This is a genomic window from Gibbsiella quercinecans (assembly GCF_002291425.1).
GTDB classification, from domain to species: domain Bacteria; phylum Pseudomonadota; class Gammaproteobacteria; order Enterobacterales; family Enterobacteriaceae; genus Gibbsiella; species Gibbsiella quercinecans.
Genome location: NZ_CP014136.1, coordinates 5,026,823 through 5,044,521, shown reverse-complemented (window position 1 = coordinate 5,044,521; position 17,699 = coordinate 5,026,823). Strand labels below are relative to the sequence as shown.

23 protein-coding genes and 1 pseudogene are annotated in these 17,699 nt (G+C 55.7%); 6 read left to right on the top strand and 18 right to left on the bottom strand.

The genetic code is table 11. The features are described 5' to 3' along the window. The first annotated feature begins 61 nt into the window (after window positions 1-61). A complete protein-coding gene (gene pgeF / locus ACN28Q_RS22910; protein WP_095848443.1) occupies window positions 62-781 on the top strand; it encodes a peptidoglycan editing factor PgeF in 720 nt (239 codons plus the stop codon). A 74-nt stretch (window positions 782-855) separates the two neighbouring features. Here pgeF and cspE read toward each other — a convergent pair whose 3' ends face one another. The 3 genes from cspE to ACN28Q_RS22895 all read right to left on the bottom strand — a co-directional run bounded on the left by cspE (window position 856) and on the right by ACN28Q_RS22895 (window position 2,700). Beyond that, window positions 856-1,065 carry a transcription antiterminator/RNA stability regulator CspE gene (gene cspE / locus ACN28Q_RS22905; protein WP_002221949.1) on the bottom strand — a complete coding sequence of 70 codons (210 nt, stop codon included), beginning with the start codon at window positions 1,063-1,065 and terminating at the stop codon, window positions 856-858. Between the two features lie 41 nt (window positions 1,066-1,106). Further along, window positions 1,107-1,223 (bottom strand): DUF2627 domain-containing protein, encoded by a 117-nt coding sequence (locus ACN28Q_RS22900; RefSeq protein WP_002211058.1) that lies wholly within the window; start codon window positions 1,221-1,223, stop codon window positions 1,107-1,109. A gap of 478 nt (window positions 1,224-1,701) precedes the next feature. Next, the gene (locus ACN28Q_RS22895; protein ID WP_095848442.1) at window positions 1,702-2,700 is read right to left on the bottom strand and encodes an MBL fold metallo-hydrolase; all 999 of its coding nucleotides are present in this window, start codon (window positions 2,698-2,700) and stop codon (window positions 1,702-1,704) included. Between the two features lie 207 nt (window positions 2,701-2,907). On the opposite strand from ACN28Q_RS22895, the gene ACN28Q_RS22890 reads away from it, so the two are divergent. Beyond that, window positions 2,908-3,195 carry a hypothetical protein gene (locus ACN28Q_RS22890; RefSeq protein ID WP_095848441.1) on the top strand — a complete coding sequence of 96 codons (288 nt, stop codon included), beginning with the start codon at window positions 2,908-2,910 and terminating at the stop codon, window positions 3,193-3,195. 51 nt (window positions 3,196-3,246) lie between these two features. On the opposite strand, the gene ACN28Q_RS22885 is transcribed toward ACN28Q_RS22890, so the two are convergent. The 4 genes from ACN28Q_RS22885 to mgrB form a co-directional block, all read right to left on the bottom strand. Then, window positions 3,247-4,614 (bottom strand): amino acid permease, encoded by a 1,368-nt coding sequence (locus tag ACN28Q_RS22885; RefSeq protein WP_095848440.1) that lies wholly within the window; start codon window positions 4,612-4,614, stop codon window positions 3,247-3,249. Window positions 4,615-4,804: 190 nt separating this feature from the next. Continuing rightward, window positions 4,805-5,119, bottom strand: coding sequence for a phage protein NinX family protein (locus ACN28Q_RS22880; RefSeq protein ID WP_095848439.1), 315 nt, complete (start codon window positions 5,117-5,119; stop codon window positions 4,805-4,807). Window positions 5,120-5,223: 104 nt separating this feature from the next. Beyond that, window positions 5,224-5,496, bottom strand: a complete 273-nt coding sequence (locus tag ACN28Q_RS22875; protein WP_095848438.1) for a YebO family protein — start codon at window positions 5,494-5,496, stop codon at window positions 5,224-5,226. Window positions 5,497-5,592: 96 nt separating this feature from the next. Beyond that, window positions 5,593-5,715, bottom strand: a complete 123-nt coding sequence (gene mgrB, locus ACN28Q_RS22870; protein WP_095848437.1) for a PhoP/PhoQ regulatory lipoprotein MgrB — start codon at window positions 5,713-5,715, stop codon at window positions 5,593-5,595. 186 nt (window positions 5,716-5,901) lie between these two features. On the opposite strand from mgrB, the gene ACN28Q_RS22865 reads away from it, so the two are divergent. Further along, window positions 5,902-6,135, top strand: coding sequence for a YobH family protein (locus tag ACN28Q_RS22865; protein ID WP_095848436.1), 234 nt, complete (start codon window positions 5,902-5,904; stop codon window positions 6,133-6,135). Between the two features lie 37 nt (window positions 6,136-6,172). Here the strand turns inward: ACN28Q_RS22865 and ACN28Q_RS22860 are convergent, their stop codons facing one another. After that, window positions 6,173-6,412 (bottom strand): DUF2766 family protein, encoded by a 240-nt coding sequence (locus ACN28Q_RS22860; RefSeq protein WP_095848435.1) that lies wholly within the window; start codon window positions 6,410-6,412, stop codon window positions 6,173-6,175. Window positions 6,413-6,608: 196 nt separating this feature from the next. On the opposite strand from ACN28Q_RS22860, the gene ACN28Q_RS22855 reads away from it, so the two are divergent. Continuing rightward, window positions 6,609-6,821 carry a YccJ family protein gene (locus ACN28Q_RS22855; RefSeq protein ID WP_095848434.1) on the top strand — a complete coding sequence of 71 codons (213 nt, stop codon included), beginning with the start codon at window positions 6,609-6,611 and terminating at the stop codon, window positions 6,819-6,821. Between the two features lie 480 nt (window positions 6,822-7,301). Further along, entirely contained in the window at window positions 7,302-7,688 is a 387-nt protein-coding gene (locus ACN28Q_RS22850) for a helix-turn-helix domain-containing protein (RefSeq protein WP_095848433.1), read from the top strand. A gap of 779 nt (window positions 7,689-8,467) precedes the next feature. Here ACN28Q_RS22850 and ACN28Q_RS22845 read toward each other — a convergent pair. The 3 genes from ACN28Q_RS22845 to lysM all read right to left on the bottom strand — a co-directional run bounded on the left by ACN28Q_RS22845 (window position 8,468) and on the right by lysM (window position 9,349). Then, window positions 8,468-8,632, bottom strand: coding sequence for a hypothetical protein (locus ACN28Q_RS22845; RefSeq protein WP_165907099.1), 165 nt, complete (start codon window positions 8,630-8,632; stop codon window positions 8,468-8,470). 22 nt (window positions 8,633-8,654) lie between these two features. Beyond that, window positions 8,655-8,795: a hypothetical protein gene (locus tag ACN28Q_RS22840; RefSeq protein WP_165907098.1), complete on the bottom strand. Its 141-nt coding sequence runs from the start codon at window positions 8,793-8,795 to the stop codon at window positions 8,655-8,657. A 113-nt stretch (window positions 8,796-8,908) separates the two neighbouring features. Then, on the bottom strand, window positions 8,909-9,349 hold the full coding sequence (gene lysM / locus ACN28Q_RS22835; protein WP_095848432.1) for a peptidoglycan-binding protein LysM: 441 nt from the start codon (window positions 9,347-9,349) through the stop codon (window positions 8,909-8,911). A 216-nt stretch (window positions 9,350-9,565) separates the two neighbouring features. Here lysM and ACN28Q_RS22830 point away from each other — a divergent pair, with 216 nt between their 5' ends. Next, window positions 9,566-9,757, top strand: coding sequence for a YdfD/YebW family protein (locus tag ACN28Q_RS22830; protein ID WP_095848431.1), 192 nt, complete (start codon window positions 9,566-9,568; stop codon window positions 9,755-9,757). Between the two features lie 67 nt (window positions 9,758-9,824). On the opposite strand, the pseudogene ACN28Q_RS22825 reads toward ACN28Q_RS22830, so the two are convergent. The 7 genes and pseudogenes from ACN28Q_RS22825 to narI all read right to left on the bottom strand — a co-directional run. Then, a pseudogene (locus ACN28Q_RS22825) lies at window positions 9,825-9,971 on the bottom strand (porin); the annotation flags it as partial. A 223-nt stretch (window positions 9,972-10,194) separates the two neighbouring features. Further along, entirely contained in the window at window positions 10,195-11,178 is a 984-nt protein-coding gene (gene astE / locus ACN28Q_RS22820) for a succinylglutamate desuccinylase (protein ID WP_095848430.1), read from the bottom strand. Between the two features lie 14 nt (window positions 11,179-11,192). Next, the gene (gene astB / locus ACN28Q_RS22815; RefSeq protein WP_095848429.1) at window positions 11,193-12,533 is read right to left on the bottom strand and encodes an N-succinylarginine dihydrolase; all 1,341 of its coding nucleotides are present in this window, start codon (window positions 12,531-12,533) and stop codon (window positions 11,193-11,195) included. Window positions 12,534-12,637: 104 nt separating this feature from the next. Further along, the gene (astD, locus tag ACN28Q_RS22810) at window positions 12,638-14,110 is read right to left on the bottom strand and encodes a succinylglutamate-semialdehyde dehydrogenase (protein ID WP_095848428.1); all 1,473 of its coding nucleotides are present in this window, start codon (window positions 14,108-14,110) and stop codon (window positions 12,638-12,640) included. Then, window positions 14,110-15,144 carry an arginine N-succinyltransferase gene (astA, locus tag ACN28Q_RS22805; RefSeq protein ID WP_095848427.1) on the bottom strand — a complete coding sequence of 345 codons (1,035 nt, stop codon included), beginning with the start codon at window positions 15,142-15,144 and terminating at the stop codon, window positions 14,110-14,112. Before astA ends, astD begins: the two co-directional genes overlap by 1 nt. 54 nt (window positions 15,145-15,198) lie before the next feature. Then, on the bottom strand, window positions 15,199-16,410 hold the full coding sequence (locus tag ACN28Q_RS22800; RefSeq protein WP_095848426.1) for an aspartate aminotransferase family protein: 1,212 nt from the start codon (window positions 16,408-16,410) through the stop codon (window positions 15,199-15,201). A 610-nt stretch (window positions 16,411-17,020) separates the two neighbouring features. Next, a complete protein-coding gene (narI, locus tag ACN28Q_RS22795) occupies window positions 17,021-17,698 on the bottom strand; it encodes a respiratory nitrate reductase subunit gamma (protein ID WP_095848425.1) in 678 nt (225 codons plus the stop codon). Between the last annotated feature and the right edge of the window lies 1 nt (window position 17,699).

Below are 17,699 nucleotides of genomic sequence, written 5' to 3'. Positions count from 1 at the left end.
CAACGCCAAACAAAGCTGATTACACTGGGGGCTGGTTCCCTGACGCAGGCAAGAATGTTTTATGGCTGATTACTCTGCGCTGCTTGGCGCAATCCCCACCATTGAGCACGGTTTTGGCAACAAGGGCGCCCTGCTCCCCGAACATTTGGCGCGCTACCAACACACCATGCCAGAAAAGAAACAAGTGCACGGAACACGCATTGTTGACGTTACCGCGCCGCACCAGGCCTGCGGCGAAGCCGACGGTTTTTACACCACGCAGCCGGGCATCCTGCTCAACGTGCTCACGGCCGACTGCCTGCCGGTGTTGTTCAGCCGCCGTGACGGCACAGCGATTGGCGCCGTGCACGCTGGCTGGCGCGGGCTGTTGAATGGCATCCTGGAATGCATGGCCGCACACATTACTCGCGCAGACAGCACGGCCAACTGGGTGGCGACTATCGGCCCGGCAGCCGGCGCCTGCTGCTATCAGGTTGATGAAGCGCTGGTGGAGCAGTTCCAACAGGCGCTGCCGTTGCCCGCGCCGCTTATCAGCCCACACTACCGGCACCTGGATTTGGCGGCGATCGCCGCCAGGAAATTACAAGATCTGGGCTTTGCCGGCGTCGATCAGGCTGGCAGTTGCACTATCTGCACCCTGAATCAGGATCCGGCATTGCCGTACCGTTTCAAATACACCAGCTTTCGCCGCAACAGCCACCGCCGGGCGGCAGATCCCAACCATCCGGGGATTAAGGGCCGTAATCAATATGCCGGGATTATCATGCATCAAGGGAAATAAACAGGCAAAAAACCAGTGGTTCATTACAACGAAAAAGCCCGCACATGGCGGGCTTTTTATACAGCTGACGCTGATTAGATAGCAGTTACGTTAACTGCAGATGGACCTTTCTGGCCATCCTGGATTTCGAACTCAACGTTCTGGCCTTCAGCCAGGGTCTTGAAGCCGTTACCCTGGATTGCAGAGAAGTGTACGAACACATCTTTGCTGCCGTCAGCCGGGGTGATGAAACCGAAACCTTTAGACTCGTTGAACCACTTAACTTGACCTTTGATCTTTGCCATCTTGAGTATTTCCTTTGGATTGTTTAAACCGCCCGTAGGCGTTACATAGACAAACTAGAGTCGTTACTGCTTGAGGCACTAAGATAAGGATCGGCAGAGAAGCGGTATTCAACGCTAACGTCTTTACTCAGAACTTCTTTACTGAAAATGCCACACATATACAGAACTGTACCTCGTTTTACCCAATTGCGTTATCACATACTCTGTATGCGATGGCAAGCCATTTTTAATCGTCGATCGACACGTCGCACATATTTGAAACGGTCAGTCGCAACAATAGCTTAAACAGATTAAAAGATGTTGAAGCTTTATCTGTTTTCTGCTTGGCATGGGCATGCCGCCACACTCCGCACCCCGTCTGCATTTTAACAAAACGGTCAAGTTTAGCGGCCTGAACGCGCCCGGCTGCGCACTGCTTAAAACGTTAAAAATTTTGAATCTATATGAAATTCAATATTCCATATGACAATTTTAATAAATGTGAGCCACATCAGCTTACTGCGCCCCGTACTGGGCGGCCTGATAACGGCACGGCAGCGCAGGCGCCACAGGCCAAAACGTTAGCGGCGATAGCCCGCCGCCCCCCCTGCATAGCTATGCAGCCACGCGGCTTGGCGTGCCGGCACCTCATGGCCGCTAACTGCGGCCACCGATATCTATCCGCTCACCAATTTTCAATGGTTGAAAACCGTGCTGCGTCATACCCGCGGCGTTCAGCGCCTGGTGCAGTTGCTGCGGAGGTTCATCCAGCGACTCATCGGCCAGTTCGAACACCCCCCAGTGAATAGGGAACGCCCGCGGCGCATTCAGTTGCTGGTACAACTGGACGGACTGCTGCGGATCCATATGCTGCGTTTGCATGAACCAACGCGGCGCATAGGCGCCGATCGGCAACGCCGCCAGATCAAACGGCCCCAGGCGCGCGCCGATCTCCGCCAACCGGTCGGAATAACCGCTGTCGCCAGAGAAATAAAAGCGCAACGCCGGGTGGTGGATAACCCACCCGCACCACAAAGAACGGTTGCGATCCCACAGGGTGCGCATGCTCCAATGGCGTGCGGGCACCGCGTGCACGGTCAGATCGCCCAATGCCAGGCTATCCCACCAGTCCAATTCTTCAACGCGCTGAAAACGATAACGCCGAAACCAGCGCTTCAGCCCCAACGGCACTACGCAGGTCGCCTGTGGGAAACGCCGGGCCAGTTGGCGGATGGTGCGCCGATCCAAATGATCGTAATGGTTATGGGAAATCAGCAAGACATCCACGGCGGGCAAGTCTCGCACCGCCAGCGGCGATGGCGTTTTGCGCTTCGGGCCATAAAAACTCAGCGGCGAGGCGCGCTGCGACAACACAGGGTCAATCAACACGTAACGCCCGCCCAGGCGCATTAATACCGAGGCATGGCCCAACCACCATACGCTATCGTTACTGCCCTGCAGATTGGCCTGCTGCCACCAGCGTTGAGTAAACTGCCGGTACCCCATTTGCGGCGGCTTGGGCAAGCCCAGCTTTTTGCGCTCGGCCCGCCAGCGCTGTAAATCGCCTTCCTGGCGCTGGGTGGGCTCCAGGTTGCGAAACCCTTGCGGCGTATGGTGCGCCTTGCTGGCATTGTAATAACGATTAGTGATCTTCATTGGCGCTCTCCGGGTAACCCACAGCCATTTGCATCCAAAGGATAAGATAATTATCACAAAATGGGGCAAACTCTCTATCGCCACTGACCTTTCGCACTATGTTGTTGTCACAGTTATGGTCATGCAGTAAGGGCCGCCAGAGCCCGTTAAGCATTTCTTAAGAACGTTATGTTTTACTTGTTTCGGTCATTCAATGAAGGGGAATTTATGGGCCGTTCTACAACACGCAAATCATCTGTCCGCCGCAAGGGCAGCATCCGCAGCAAACTGCTGGCCCAGGTTCAATACGGCAAAATGTATCTGGCCATGAAGCTGCGGCGGGCGCGTATCCCCGCGCCGCTGGTGGCACTGTTTGGCGCGATGCTAAGCATTCTGATCCTGGGGCTGCTGATAGCCAGCGTTGTCGCGATTGATATTATGACAACCCTGTTCCTGCTGTGCCGCAAACTCTTGGGCCGCAACCACAAAGCCGGAGCTTTAATGCCACGCGGATAAAACGCCAGAGGCGCCCAGGGGCGCCTCATGGTATTGCCGCAGGCGGCGCGTTTATTTCACCGCGGCCGCTTTACCACGGCGCGTCAGCAAAAATCCCACCCACAACAGCAGGATCCACGCCGGGATCAACAACACCGAAATTCTGATCCCTTCGCTGTAATACATAATCACCAGAATCAGGCCCAGGAACGCCAGGCACAGATAATTGCCAAACGGGTACCACAGCGCCTTAAAGCTTGGGATCACGCCCTGCCGGTTTTTCGCCGCGCGGAATTTCATGTGCGCCAGGCAAATCATTACCCAGTTAATCACCAGCGTGGAGACCACCAGCGCCATCAGCAGCTCAAACGCCTTCCCAGGCATCACGTAGTTGATTAACACGCCGATAGACGTCACCAGCGCCGACAGCGCAATCGACAACACCGGCACACCGCGCTTGTTCACCCGGGTCAGCGCCTGCGGTGCGTTGCCCTGCTTAGCCAGGCCAAACAGCATGCGGCTATTACAGTATACGCCGCTGTTATACACCGATAACGCCGCGGTGAGCACCACCACATTAAGGATTGTTGCCACCAGGTTGCTGTTGAGCGCGTGGAAAATCAGCACGAACGGGCTGCCGCCATCCGCAACTTTACTCCACGGATACAGCGACAACAGGACCACCAGCGAACCGATGTAAAAAATCAGAATACGATAAACCACCTGGTTGGTGGCCTTGGGGATACTGGTACGCGGTTCTGCCGCCTCTGCCGCGGTGATACCCACCATCTCCAGCCCGCCGAACGAAAACATAATCACCGCCATCGCCATGACAAGCCCGGAGATACCGTGCGGCATAAAGCCCCCCTGCTGCCACAGGTTGCGCACACTGGCTTCTGGCCCGCCGCTACCGCTGGCCAACAGATAGGCGCCAAAGCCGATCATCCCGACGATTGCCGCAACCTTGATAATGGCAAACCAGAACTCGGTTTCACCGTACATCCGCACATTCACTAAATTAATCAGGTTGATCAGCACAAAGAACAGCGCCGCCGAAGCCCAGGTGGGGATCTCCGGCCACCAATACTGAACATAAATGCCGACGGCGGTCAGTTCCGCCATGCCGACCAGAATAAACATCGCCCAGTAATTCCAGCCGGAAAGAAAACCGGCGAAGTCGCCCCAGTATTTATAGGCAAAGTGGCTAAACGAACCGGCAACCGGCTCTTCCACCACCATTTCCCCCAGTTGCCGCATGATCAAAAAGGCAATAAAGCCCCCTATCGCATACCCCAACAGTACCGATGGCCCCGCCATTTTGATGGTTTGCGCGATGCCGAGAAATAGCCCAGTGCCAATCGCGCCGCCAAGCGCGATAAGTTGTATATGTCTGTTTTTTAAACCGCGTTTTAGCACGGTATCCTGAACCTGGCCGCCCATTTTATCCTCATATGACTGAACATCCCGCGCAGTTAACGCAGAATATCGCGCGTTAGCACGTGTGAATGTGGGCGGTTTTTTAACATTTAACCCCGGAGGTAGCAAGGAGTAGCGCCCCCTGGCGGGCAAAAGGGGCGGTTTTTGGCAGAAACGAGCGAGGAAACTGGGGGGTGTTATCCGTTATGCGGCGTTAGCATTCAACGCCTTCGGTCTGGCGGCTTAGCAGGAAGCAAATCATCGCAGCCCGCAGTGGGCTATTGCTGTCCGCCTGCCATTCGCCCTGATGGGTGGCAATGCGTGCCAGCCAGCGATCGGGCTTGCCCTGGCTGTCGGCGTTCAGGCTAATTTTGTTGGCGCAGATAATCGGCCAGGCGTCAGAGGGGTTCTTACAGTAGTCTTTACCTTTAATACCGCCGTAGGGGTACCATTTGTCCGGGTTTTCCCCGGTGAGCAACGCAATGCTGCGGTTAACCTCAGCGTCGCTTTCTTCATGCCATTTAATCATCGGCTTAATCCATCCTGTAGTAGTTTGAATTACCTTACGACGCCGATACGACAGATTTATGACAGCCGCCGTGGAACCACGGCGGCATGCAAAACACGTAGCGATCAGCGCTCGGGCACAAAACCGCTAAAATCCAACCCGGGGGCGGCCTCGTCCGTCGAGGCGGTTTCTTCCCCCGGCGCATCCTGCACCAAGCGTTTCAGCAAGGCCGTTTGTTGGCGCTGCTGTTCCGCAATTTCCTGCAGCAGACGTATCTGCTCATTTGCCCGCACGCTGGCACGGTTGACCAGGAACCACAGCCATAGCCCCAGGGCCACCGCCAGAATGCCCACCGCTAACGAAACCAGGCCCGCCGGGCCAACACCTAAATCGAACATGGACTACCCTTTCAACGGCAAAAAAAGACAACACACATCTTAGCATTCCCTGGGGGATACCAACATCTTCTGCAAAGAGAGCGTAGTGCCGAACCGTCACCAGGGAATAAAACGGGTAATGGAGCAAATACCAAGCGCAAAGCTCCCATCTTCATCACAGTAGCTATCCAGCGCCAGCAGATAAAAGAACAAGCATGCTGCAAGGATGGCAATTATCATGAGGATTCTTTTCCGCAACAAAATTAGCAGCCTCATTGTTAACGTGTTAATAGGTTCTTAATGCTAACACACCAAACCTAAACAAAGTTTAACGATACGTTAAATCCTATCTTTCAGACTGTTACCGTTGCCTGGCGCGGGCGACCGTGGCTAGATCAGGCCTGCAATCGACAATAAGGAGTGAACGTGAAAAATTTACTGAAGTTGTGCGTACTGTTGGCGGTGCTCTATGGGGCATTGTTGTTCTCCGGCTACGGCGTGCTCATCGGCAGCCAAAAAAACGTCGCGGGCCTGGGCCTGCAGTGCAAATATCTCAGCGCCCGTAACGTGGTGACGGCCCAATATCTCAACGGCGAGAATGGCGTGATCGGCACCTCATCCTGCCCCATGCTGAAAAAAGTTGAGACAGTAGTGGACTGATCACACCACGGCTTATCTGGCGGCGTGCGTTACAGTGTCACGAGCGTTCGAATTTCATTTCAATTAGCGCGATGGCCTTTTCAACCGCCCGCCGGGTAACCGGATCCGCCCCCGCCGGGTTGGATGAGAAATCAACGCTTTTCAGTTGATTGGCCATTTTATCCCGGACTTCCGTCGGCGCAATCACATCGATCACATCCAGTATCTGTTTAATAACCAGTTGGCAGGCGACCAGATCGGACACCAGTTCCTGATCGTTGCTCAAAATCGTAGACATAATAATCTTCCTTCTTATTCAGCGGCGGCACAGAATAACATGCACCGCGTGATTTTACCGCCGCCTGGCCGCGCAAGCCCTGATTTTTCAGCATAAATACGCCGTCAGCGCCGGGAAAAACCGCCGGACTGGCCTATACTTTACCTATCCATTGCGATATCGCATGCCACATTGATGCATAAAGAGGGAGTTTTTTATGGCAAACCACAATATCAAATCCTGGGCTAGCGTGCGGGAAACCTCCGTTGAAATCGCCGAAGCGATTTTCGAAGCCGCTGGCGATGACGAAGTATTAGCGCAGAAAATCTGGGAAGAAGGCAGCGACGACGTGTTGGCGAAGGCATTTGCCAAAACCGACGCCAACCAGCTTTATTGGGGCGATGAAACCGTCGAACGCAAAAACGTGTAACGCACAGAAAACGAAAGCCCGGGCCATCGCCCAGGCTTTAAAGGAACGTCAGCCCACACAGGGGCATATCAATCGGCCAAAAATCACTGTTTTTCACCTCCCACACCTTCCGCATTATTTGCCATTATCGTAGGGGCAGCCATAAAAGCAGCAACGCCCACAATCACAACCAAAGTAATAATCACTGTCATTAACATGCGATCACCCCATCAACGCTACGTTGTTACGGCTAGCTTTTGTCTTGGCTGTTATCACTGCGGCCTGAACCACTTGAGGCGGTAGCGGGCAAATTCAGAGTACCCCTTTTTACATTAGCCTGACAACAGGTTCTCTACGCATGGCCGCGGACGCGCTCCCCCCAATGCCGGGGTGGCCCGCTGGATTTGTCTGAATTAAACGGCGCGCGGCGGCCGGTTTTTTTGTCCCCTGCCGCAAGTTGTGTATACTTCACGATCATGTAGATCTCACACAGACGCGCTGATGATTCAAGAACACCACCTCTCATTGGTCTGCGCCCTCAGCAAATGGGTTGAAACCCACCTGGGGCGAGTCATTCACCTGGAAGAACTGGCTGCGTATTCCGGTTACTCACTGTGGCACATGCAAAAACTGTTCAAGGAAGCCACCGGGATATCGCTGGGCAAATATATCCGTGAGCGCCGTTTAGCCGGAGCGGTGTATCAATTGCGCAGCAGTGATGCCTCTATCTTCGACATCGCCATGGACTTTGGTTTTGGCTCGCAGTCGCACTTTACCTATATGTTCAGGAAGCGTTTCAACATCACGCCTTATGATTTCCGCCAGGATCTCAGTGTAGATCTGCATATCGACCCGCCGTTGCATATTATCCATCAAAAAACCGCGTGAGCGCACCTAGCCCAGGCCACTACGCGCAGCCCTCGCCCCAACCCGTGATAACTCGTTAAAATAAAAGAAAATAAATCGAACAAAGGCATTCTATGCATTATGGAATGACGGGTATTGACGATCGCTAACGGCGGATGGGAAATCCAAAAGAAGGGATAAAATACACATTAATTGCGCCAGGCCACAGAATATGGGCCCAGCGCCAAATAAATTATTTTAAACAACCGGCTTAGTTTAGCGCCACCACCAATAAAGTAGCGATAGAAACCCAAAACGCTGCCGTTACAATAACGACATGGGACAATCTTGCACGGTAGAGTATTTGGCTCATAACAACCTCACAGGCATCAACTAACAGTGTTGGTAATTCAGTTCATAAGAAGTATCTTAATTGCCTATTGGCGTTAATTACTTGCTGGAGATCACTATTTAACCGCACCCGCCTGACGGGATTAAAAATATGGATGTTAGATCACACTTATCCAGTATAACGCCGGCAGCATGAGTACAAATATCCTGCATCACATCACCGAAACCGGGTTACCAGCCCGCTGGCAGGCCCGTTCTGACGGGGAAGGTGCAGCAATGCGCCGGAATGGCAGCCCGCAGCCCCACCCCGCCATTGTTATCCCTTACTTTATTGCTTTTTATTTGCGCAAAAATCGCCACGCTATTTAGCCATCCCATTGCACCAATAAGGAGCAAATAGGCGAATGCGCAGTGAAATTTATATTTGCCGCTGCGCTTAGCCGAGCGACAGTGCATATTTTAGCCAGACGCTACGGCGTTTTAAGGTAGCAATTTTGCACATCAACACCTTCATGCGTGTTGTGGGTGTCTGAAAAGTAGGTTATGCCGAACAGTATCGATACCACGAGCAGTACAGCGACCAGCAGGCCAATGATAGCGAGCAGTTTTGTTTCGTCGTGGAGATTGTGCTCCATGTTTTCTCCTGTGTGCATGACGTTATGTCAACCACAACGTGACTATGAGCGCCAAAACGATCAGCGAGCAGGATGCCATTGCCAGCACGGTGATGGCAAACGGAATATCCCCTAACGCTTCACGTTCATCGGTTTCTTTTAGGGTATTGCGGGGTTTTTTCACGCAGTATGTCTTAATTCATCACGCCAACGGCGTGTTTGCCGAAGGAGTATATCTGTCATCAAGGGAATAAAAAACCGGTCTATGACCGGTTGGTACTTTACGCGGGCGGGGGGTTACTGCGGGATACGCAAAACCTGGCCCGGATAAATCTTGTCCGGGTGGGTTAACATCGGTTTGTTGGCTTCGAAAATTTTATTGTACTGATTCGCGTTGCCATAAACCGCTTTGGCGATGGCGCTCAGGGTATCGCCCTTTTTCACCGTATAAAATTGGCTTTCAGCCGCGCTCTGCGCCACTGCAACGTGGTCTTCAACACCGCTGATGCCGGCCACATTACCGACGGCTACCAGGATCTTCTCTTTCAATTCCTGGCTAATGCCTTCGCCCGTCACCACCGCTTTACCATCGACAACCTTAACATCAACTTTATCGGTATCCGGCAGCCCACTCTTGTCCAGATGCTCTTTCAGCTTGGCGCTTTGATCGGCGGCATTACCGGTAACGGTGTCCCAAAGTTTTTCGCCAGCTTCTTTGACGAAATTAAACAGTCCCATAATCACTCCTGTTGATGGTTGTGTTGTTACCTCTACTTAAGACAGGTTAAGCTTAGCAGCACACGTGATTTTTTCAATTAGCCCCGCGCGATTAAGCAGTTAGCACATTTTTCACCTATACTCAATGCGTCGCCCCCGGGCCAGATTCGTTACGGCTTCTTCAGGAAACCGACAAATCCTGGCGGCATTTGGCTGTGTCAGTAAGGAAGGAAAGCGATGTATGCATTAGTGATGTTTGTATGCTATCTGGATGGCGGCTGTGCCGACATTGTGGTTGACGTACTGCGCGATGAGCGCCAATGCCTGTTCGCAATGAAAGAGCAGAACCTGCGCCATGCGGGGTGTTACCCGGTTGAAGACTGGATTGACGGCTTCTGGCTGCCCGCGCACGAATACGCGCCTTTCTAACCCCCACCGACGATGCCTCTTGAGCCCTATTGCCCTGCCCATAAGCCAGCGTTTTTTGCGCGCTGGTGCGGTAGGTCGCCGAGCCGTTAGAACGCCCGGTCATAAAGTCGTCGGTATTGCTCAGTGAGTCACCGCCAAATTCTGGCAGCATATCGGTATAGGCGGCGGCGTCATAGACCACGCCATAGTTACGGCCGTAGTCAAAGGAGCCGTAGATCGTAATATATCCAAACGGCAAAGCGGAAAATACCGGTAAGCGTTAATCGAATATTTAATTTAAACAGGCACGTCGGGCGGTATGATATTACCGATTTATGGAACAGAGAAGGATATATTTTAGGCGGTTATTATCGGTTAAATGAAACAGGGATCGCACCGGCGGCCAGATATAAAACGGCAGATGAGATCCCTAATAGCACAAAGGCCTGTTCACAGACTCAGAACAGCGTACTGCGCGCAACCTCGGTTAACACCAACCCGGCACGCAACCCCAGCGCCACGTTCGGGTTGGGGAACAGGATCCACGCCTTGGCATGTTGCACCCGATATGCCTCCTGGGGCTGTTCGCACACCAGCATCCCCTCGGGCAACTCGGTAAAATTGGCGGTGTCATCGCTCAAATACAAACGAAACGCTGCACTGCGTTTAATCAGCGATGTCTCAACACGGAACACCCGTATCGGCGCCCCCTGCCGGGCTGGCAGCGGCTCGCCGCTGGCCACCGCCTGCAGCACGCGTTCAATAGCGGCAAACTGCTGCAGATCGTTTTGCCCAAACGGGCGCGCCTTGCCCAACTCCAGCGTGCAACTGGCTGCCCCGGTATGCTCGCAGGTAAAGTGGCTGAAGGTTCCCCCCGGCTCACTGTGCAGCACCAGACCATCCAACGCCGCCGCGTCCAGCGCCGCCAGCAGCGTATGGCTGTATGGCCCTGGCTGGAAAGGCAAAATACCAAAACGTGGCAACCGTGAATCACGGATCGCGGTGTGCAAATCATAATGAAAACGATCGGTGCTTTCGTCAGCGAAAAAGGCCGCAATCGCCTGTTCCAACAGTTGCACCCGCGCCGTTTCGCCGCTGGCGGGGAACGCCTGGGCGCGCCCGCCAAACATCCGGTTCATATCGCTGTGCAGATAACGTTTGCCGGCGCGCATCGCTGCGGGGTTGCCAAGCATAATCAGCATCTTCGCCGCCAGCGGCCGGTGCCCAGCCAGCAGCGCGTTGACCAGGTTGTTCAACAGCTCAATGGGCGCGGTTTCATTGCCGTGAATGCCTGCCGACAATACCACTGCCTGGCGGTAGCCGTGCAGCGGGCAAAGCTCCAGTATCCCTTCCCCCAACCAGCGCCACCGCAGGTTTTGGTTCTGCCCTTGTGGCTGGGCGGGTGTTTCGCCCGCCAGCGTCAGGGCTAATAAATCCAGCATATGCACACCTTTGTTTAACGTTGGAATGCGTAAATCGCCCCCAGCCCCAGGATCGCCGTCAGCGCATCCAGCGCTTCCCGCCCTTCCCGCAACAGCTGCGGATCGGCCAGGTCCTGCTGGCTTAGGCGATCGCGATAATAGCGATCCACCCAGGCGTTCAGGGCGGCAAAAAGCCGGTCGTTCATCAGCACGCCGGGGTTCACCGCCTGCAGTTCCTGCTCCGTTAAGGCAACGCGTAACCGCAGGCAGGCCGGGCCGCCGCCGTTGCGCATGCTCTCGCGCAAATCAAACACGTTAATCTCGTCAATCGGCCCACCCGATGCGGCCATTTCATTCAAATAGCCCCACACGCCGCTGTGCTGGCGCGCTTCTTCCGGCACCACAATCAGCATGCGGCCGTTCGGCTTGGTCAGGATCTGGCTGTTGAACAGGTAGGTCGCCACCGCATCCGCCACCGAAACCCGCTCGGTGGGGACTTCAATCGCCACCAGTTCCTGTTCCAGCGTCGCCATTTTGCGCCGCACTTCATCCAGCGCCTGCGCCGGGTGTAAAAAGGCCTGCTGATGATGAAACAGCACCTGCTGGTTACTGACGGCGATAACGTCATTATGGAACACCCCTTGATCGATCACGCTGGGGTTTTGCTGGATAAACACCGTGTGGCGCTCATCCAGTTGGTGCAAGCGGCTGATGGCCTCGCTGGCTTCCCGGCTCTGGCGCGCGGGATAACGCACCGGCGCCACTTCCCCGCCGAACTCCTGGCGCCCATAGACGAACACCTGCACGCTTCGCTGGCCATAGTCGCCGCCCAGGCGGTTATGGTTGGCCGCACCTTCATCGCCAAACAGCGCCACCTGCGGCAAAGCGGCATGGTGTGCAAAATGCTGTTCGTCGCGAAAAATCGCCCGCAACACTGCCGAGGTGGTTTCCGCCTCGATCGCCCGGTGGAATTTATTGTTCAGGTTGGCCGCGGTGAAATGCACCCGGCCATCCGCACTGTCTGCGGAAGGCGAAACCGTCGCCGCGTTAGCCGTCCACATCGGCGAGGCAGAGCTTAATGCGGATAACAGCCGTGGCGCTGTGCGCATCGCCTGTGCCAGAACGGCTTCGTCGGAACCGGCAAACCCCAGTTGGCGCAACGTCGGAATATGCGGCCGTTCCTGCGGCGGCAACACCGCTTGCCGGAACCCCAGATCCGCCAACGCTTTCATTTTCAGCAGCCCTTGTTTCGCCGCCAGTTTCGGGTTGGACAGGCTGTTTTGGTGCTGCACAGAGGCTTCATTGCCATATGACAACCCGGCGTAATGGTGCGTCAGGCCCACCAGCCCATCAAAATTGACTTCATATCCCGGCATTTTATTCTCCTGCGGCGCCGGCAACCGAGGCTGCCGGCCGCCGACTTATTTGATGGCTTTCGGGCGGGGAACCCCCGGCCCGGTGCGAACAATACAGTGGCGTCTCAATCGAACGACACGCCGGGCAGTAAACTGGCCGGCAACGCCAGGCTCTCGCTTTCCAGCGAAGCCATCGGCCAGGCGCAATAATCCGCCGCGTAATAAGCACTGGGGCGATGGTTGCCGGAGGCGCCCACGCCGCCGAACGGCGCGGCGCTGGAGGCCCCGGTCAACGGTTTGTTCCAGTTGACAATGCCGGCGCGCGCTTCAATCAGCAAGCGCTCAAACAATGCCCGCTCCGGCGACACCAGCCCGACCGACAGGCCATAGCGCGTGTGGTTGGCAATCTGCAGCGCCTGATCAAAATCGTCGTAACGGATAATGGTGGTCAACGGCCCGAAATACTCTTCGTCCGGCAGCTCCTGCACCCCGGTCACATCAATGATGCCGGCGCTAAGAAGCGAGCTGTTGTCGGCCAATTGCCGCATCGCCAACAGCGCCTTACCGCCCAATGCCAACAGGCGCTGCTGCGCCGCCAACAGATTTTCAACCGCCGACAGCGAGATGACGCCCCCCATAAACGGCTGTGGTTCGTCATCCCAGCGGCCAATACGCAGCCCCGCCGCCACCTGCACCAGGCGTGCAATGAAAGCATCCCCCTGTGCGCCACGCTTCACCAGAATGCGTCGGGCGCAGGTGCAGCGTTGGCCTGCGGAAATAAACGCCGACTGGATCGCCAGGTTCACCGCGGCGTCCAGATCCTGCGCCTGATCGACGATCAACGCATTGTTGCCGCCCATTTCCAGTGCCAGGATCTTCTCCGGTTGCCCGGCCAACTGGCGGTGCAGGTGATAACCGGTGCCCGCGCTGCCGGTGAATAACAGGCCGTCGATGTCCGGACTGGCGGCTAGCGCCTCACCGGTTGCTCGCCCGCCCTGTACCAGATTAATCACGCCATCCGGCAGGCCGGCCTGTTGCCACAGTTTGAGCGTTTCCTCCGCGGTGTGCGGCGTTAACTCACTGGGCTTAAACACCACGGTATTCCCGGCCAGCAGCGCCGGGACAATATGCCCGTTCGGCAAATGGCCCGGAAAATTGTACGGCCCGAACACCGCCATTACGCCGTGCGGGCGATGGCGCAACACCGCCGCGCCGTCCGGCATTGCCGTATGGCTCTCACCGGTACGGGCGTGGTAAGCCCGCAGGGAAATGCCGACTTTACCGATCATCGCCTGAACTTCGGTCAGCGTTTCCCAGCGTGGCTTGCCGGTTTCGCGGCTAATCACTTCCGCCAACGCGGATTTATGCTGTTCCAACAGTTCGGCAAAGCGTTTTACCCGCTGCTCACGCTGCTCAAAAGGCATGCGCGCCCAGGCGGGAAATGCGCGGCGGGCCGCAGCGCACGCGGCGGCGACGTCATCCGCATCTGCAGCGTTGGCCTGCCACAGCCGCTGGCCGCTGACAGGATCATGTTTAGCAAATGCAGCGGCGTGGCCTGGCAGCCAGGCGCCATTAATTAACAACCCAGGGTGTGACATTATGCTTTCTCCTGTGGAATAAGGGGGAGCACCCGCACCGGCTCACCAGGCTCGATGCCGAGCATCGCCGCGGTATCCGTGCCGATCGACAGCCGATCGCCATCCCGATCGGCCCGCACCAGCAGGGCGCGATAATCCTGATAGCGATCGTTGCTCACCAGATAAACCGGCGCATCGGGGCGTGCCGGCTCGGCGGCTATCGCGGTTTCCAGCCGTTGGCTGTCTTTCACCGCGCGGATCTCGTCAATCTCGGCTTCAAGCGTCGGCCCGCCGTCGAAAATATCAACATAGCCCTGATAGCGCAGCCCTTCCGCCTCCAGTAAACGGCGGGCCGGCGCCGTATGCGGGTGCACCTGCCCCACCGCTTTTTGCGCGTCCTCGGCCAGGAAATCCAGATACAGTGGGTGCTTTGGCATCAGTTCGGCGATAAACGCTTTTTGTCCGGTGCCGCTTAGGTAGTCGGCCTGGGCGAATTCAATCGAGAAGAAATGGCGGCCCATGCTTTCCCAAAACGGCGAACGGCCGCTTTCATCAGAAAAGCCGCGCATCTCGGCGATCACTTTCTGTGAAAAACTCTCGCGAAAGGCGGCCATAAACATAAAGCGCACCTTCGAAAGCAGCTTGCCGTTACTGCCGTGGCGATAGTCTGGATCGAGAAACAGCGTGCACAACTCCGAATGGCCGGTATGGTCGTTGCTCAAAAACAGCGTCGGCACCGATTTATAGACCCCTAATTGCTTTGAGGCATGCACCTGGGTGCCCACCCGGAAGCTGTACCAGGGTTCGGTCAGCCCCACCGCCACCTCAAGGGCGCTAATCCCCACCACCCGCTGACATTCGGTATCTTCCAGCACGAACAGGTAGCACTGCTCCGCGCGGGGAAGCTCGCCTTGCCAGGTTTGCAGCGCCCGTTCGATGCGTGCCGACAGCGTTTCTTCATCTTGCGGCAAGGAAGTCAGGCCTACGCCGCCTTTGCCGGCGAGCGCCAGCAAATCGGTTAAATCCCGGCGCGCGACTGGGCGAATAATCATCATAATGCGACCCTCAACTTGCATGCGGCCGCCCGGCTGGGCACGGCCGCGCTTTCATCAACAAAGGCGTGCCACGGCACGGGCAAAACGCGCTAAACCTTCAACCACATCCTGCTGCGGAATAATCAGCGAAGGAGTAAAACGCACCACATTCGGGCCGGCTATCAGCGCAATAACCCCTTCTTCATTAGCCAGCCTGGTGAGCTGTTTCGCCTTGCCCGCAAACGCCGGGGCCAGCTCGCAGCCAATCAGCAGCCCTTTACCGCGGATCTCGGCAAAAATGCCATATTGTTGATTAATGGCATTCAGCCCGGTGGTGAACCATTCATGGCGTTGTTTTACGCCGCCCAACACCTGTGGGGTATTGATGATGGAAAATACCGTGCCCGCCACCGCCGTTGCCAGCGGGTTGCCGCCGTAGGTGGTGCCGTGGGTGCCCACGCCAAAGGTGGGCGCCAGTTTGTTGGTGGTCAGCATCGCGCCAATCGGGAAGCCGGCGCCGAGCGCTTTGGCGGTTGTCAGCACATCCGGCACCACGCCGTAATGCATATAGGCATACAAATCGCCGGTGCGGCCGACGCCCGTTTGCACTTCATCAAAAATCAACAGCGCGCCATGGCGATCGCACAGCTCGCGCAGGCCCTGCAGGAAGGCCGGATCCGCCGGCAGCACGCCGCCCTCGCCCTGGATCGGCTCGACGATCACCGCGCAGGTCTGATCGCCGATCATTTCGGCCGCCGCCGCCAGATCGTTAAACGGCGCGTGGGTGATGCCGCCGGGCAGCGGCGCGAAGTCCTGCGAATATTTAGGCTGCCCGCCGACAGAAACGGTAAACAGCGTGCGACCATGAAATGCATTGTTAAAAGCGACGATTTGGTTTTTCGCCGCGTTGCCCTGTTCCAGTGCATACTTGCGCGCTAGCTTCAACGCGGCTTCGTTAGCTTCCGCACCGGAGTTGCAAAAAAAGACTTTGTCGGCGAACGTAGCGTCGATCAGTTTTTTTGCCAGGCGCAGCACCGGCTCATTGGTGTAGCCATTGCCCAAATGCCAGAGTTTCCTCGCCTGTTCGGCCAATGCCGCCGTGACGGCCGGGTGAGCATGCCCCAGCGCATTGACCGCAATACCACCGGCAAAATCAATGTAGGATTTGCCCTGCTGATCCCAAAGTTGCGATCCTTCCCCACGCACCAAGATAAAATCGGCAGGCGCATAAACCGGCACCATCCAGTCGTCAAAAGACTGGCGGCTAACTGCAATTGGCTGTTCCATTCGTGACCTCACATCTTAGAAATGCTGAATTTGATCGTACGCGCCGGCGCTATAGTGGATATTGTGCGATAAAACAAAAATATCCCGCAGCAGGCTCCCTTTCACCATGGCGATAATTCGCCTCATCGCCGGAAATTGCGTACAAAATCATCATAAAAAAACGCTATATCGCCCTATATTTCACTGAAAAGCAGCGCTAAAGCGGATAAATATCAAGGTGTGCATAACAACACTTATTAATTGATAAAGAGTGTAGAGCAGCTATCGTGCCAGAATGGAAAAAACCGCCAATTTCGTAAATTTTCCCTTTAAAACAACAAGTTATAGTGCATAATTATGCATTTTTTATGCATTCATACTGAATAATCGGGAAAATAAGGCGAAAAATCATCGCTGACAAAAAAAAACTATTCAGTCAGCAAAAAACGTATTTTTTCGCAGTTGCAGTGCAGAAAAGAATTTCCCAGCGCGATTCAACAGCGGCGCAGCAAACCATTTTGGTGCAACGTCGCACCAAAATAGATCAATGCAGCCGCACCATTCAGGGGCAAAACGGGAAACACGGCAGAAAGGCAGGCCATCGGCCCCGCCAGGCGACGGGGCCGATGGTTTAGCGGCGGTTACGCACCAGTTGATAACGGCGGGTGAGGTACTCCACCGGCGCACTCCATATATGCACCAGGCGGCAGAAAGGGAACAGGATGAACAGCGTCATCCCCAGCACCATATGGATCTTGAAAACCAGCGCCACGCCGTCCAGATGCTGCGCCGCCCCGGCATGGAAGGTCACCACTGCCTGGGCCCAGGCGACCAGCTTCAGCATCTCGCTGCCGTCCATGTGCTGGGCTGAAAACGGAATCGTCAGCAGGCCAAGCGCCACCTGCACCACCAGCAACGTCAAAATCAGGATATCGCCTGCGCTGCTGGTGGCCCGCACGCGCGGATTGGTCAGCCGGCGTTTCAGCAGCATCACGCCGCCAATCAGCATCATCACCCCACAGGCGCCGCCGCCAATCATCGCCAGTTTTTGCTTCACGGCAATCGGCAAGAAGGCTTCATACATCCAGTGCGGCGTCAGCATGCCGAAAAAGTGCCCGGTGAAGATACCGATGATGCCGATATGGAACAGATTGGAAGCCAGCCGCATCCCTTTCTTGTCCAGCATCTGGCTGGAGCCGGCGCGCCAGCTGTACTGGCCGTAGTCATAGCGCAGCCAGCTGCCGATCAGGAACACCGTCCCCGCCAGATAAGGGTAAATATCGAAGAAGAAAAGATTTAAAAATTGCATG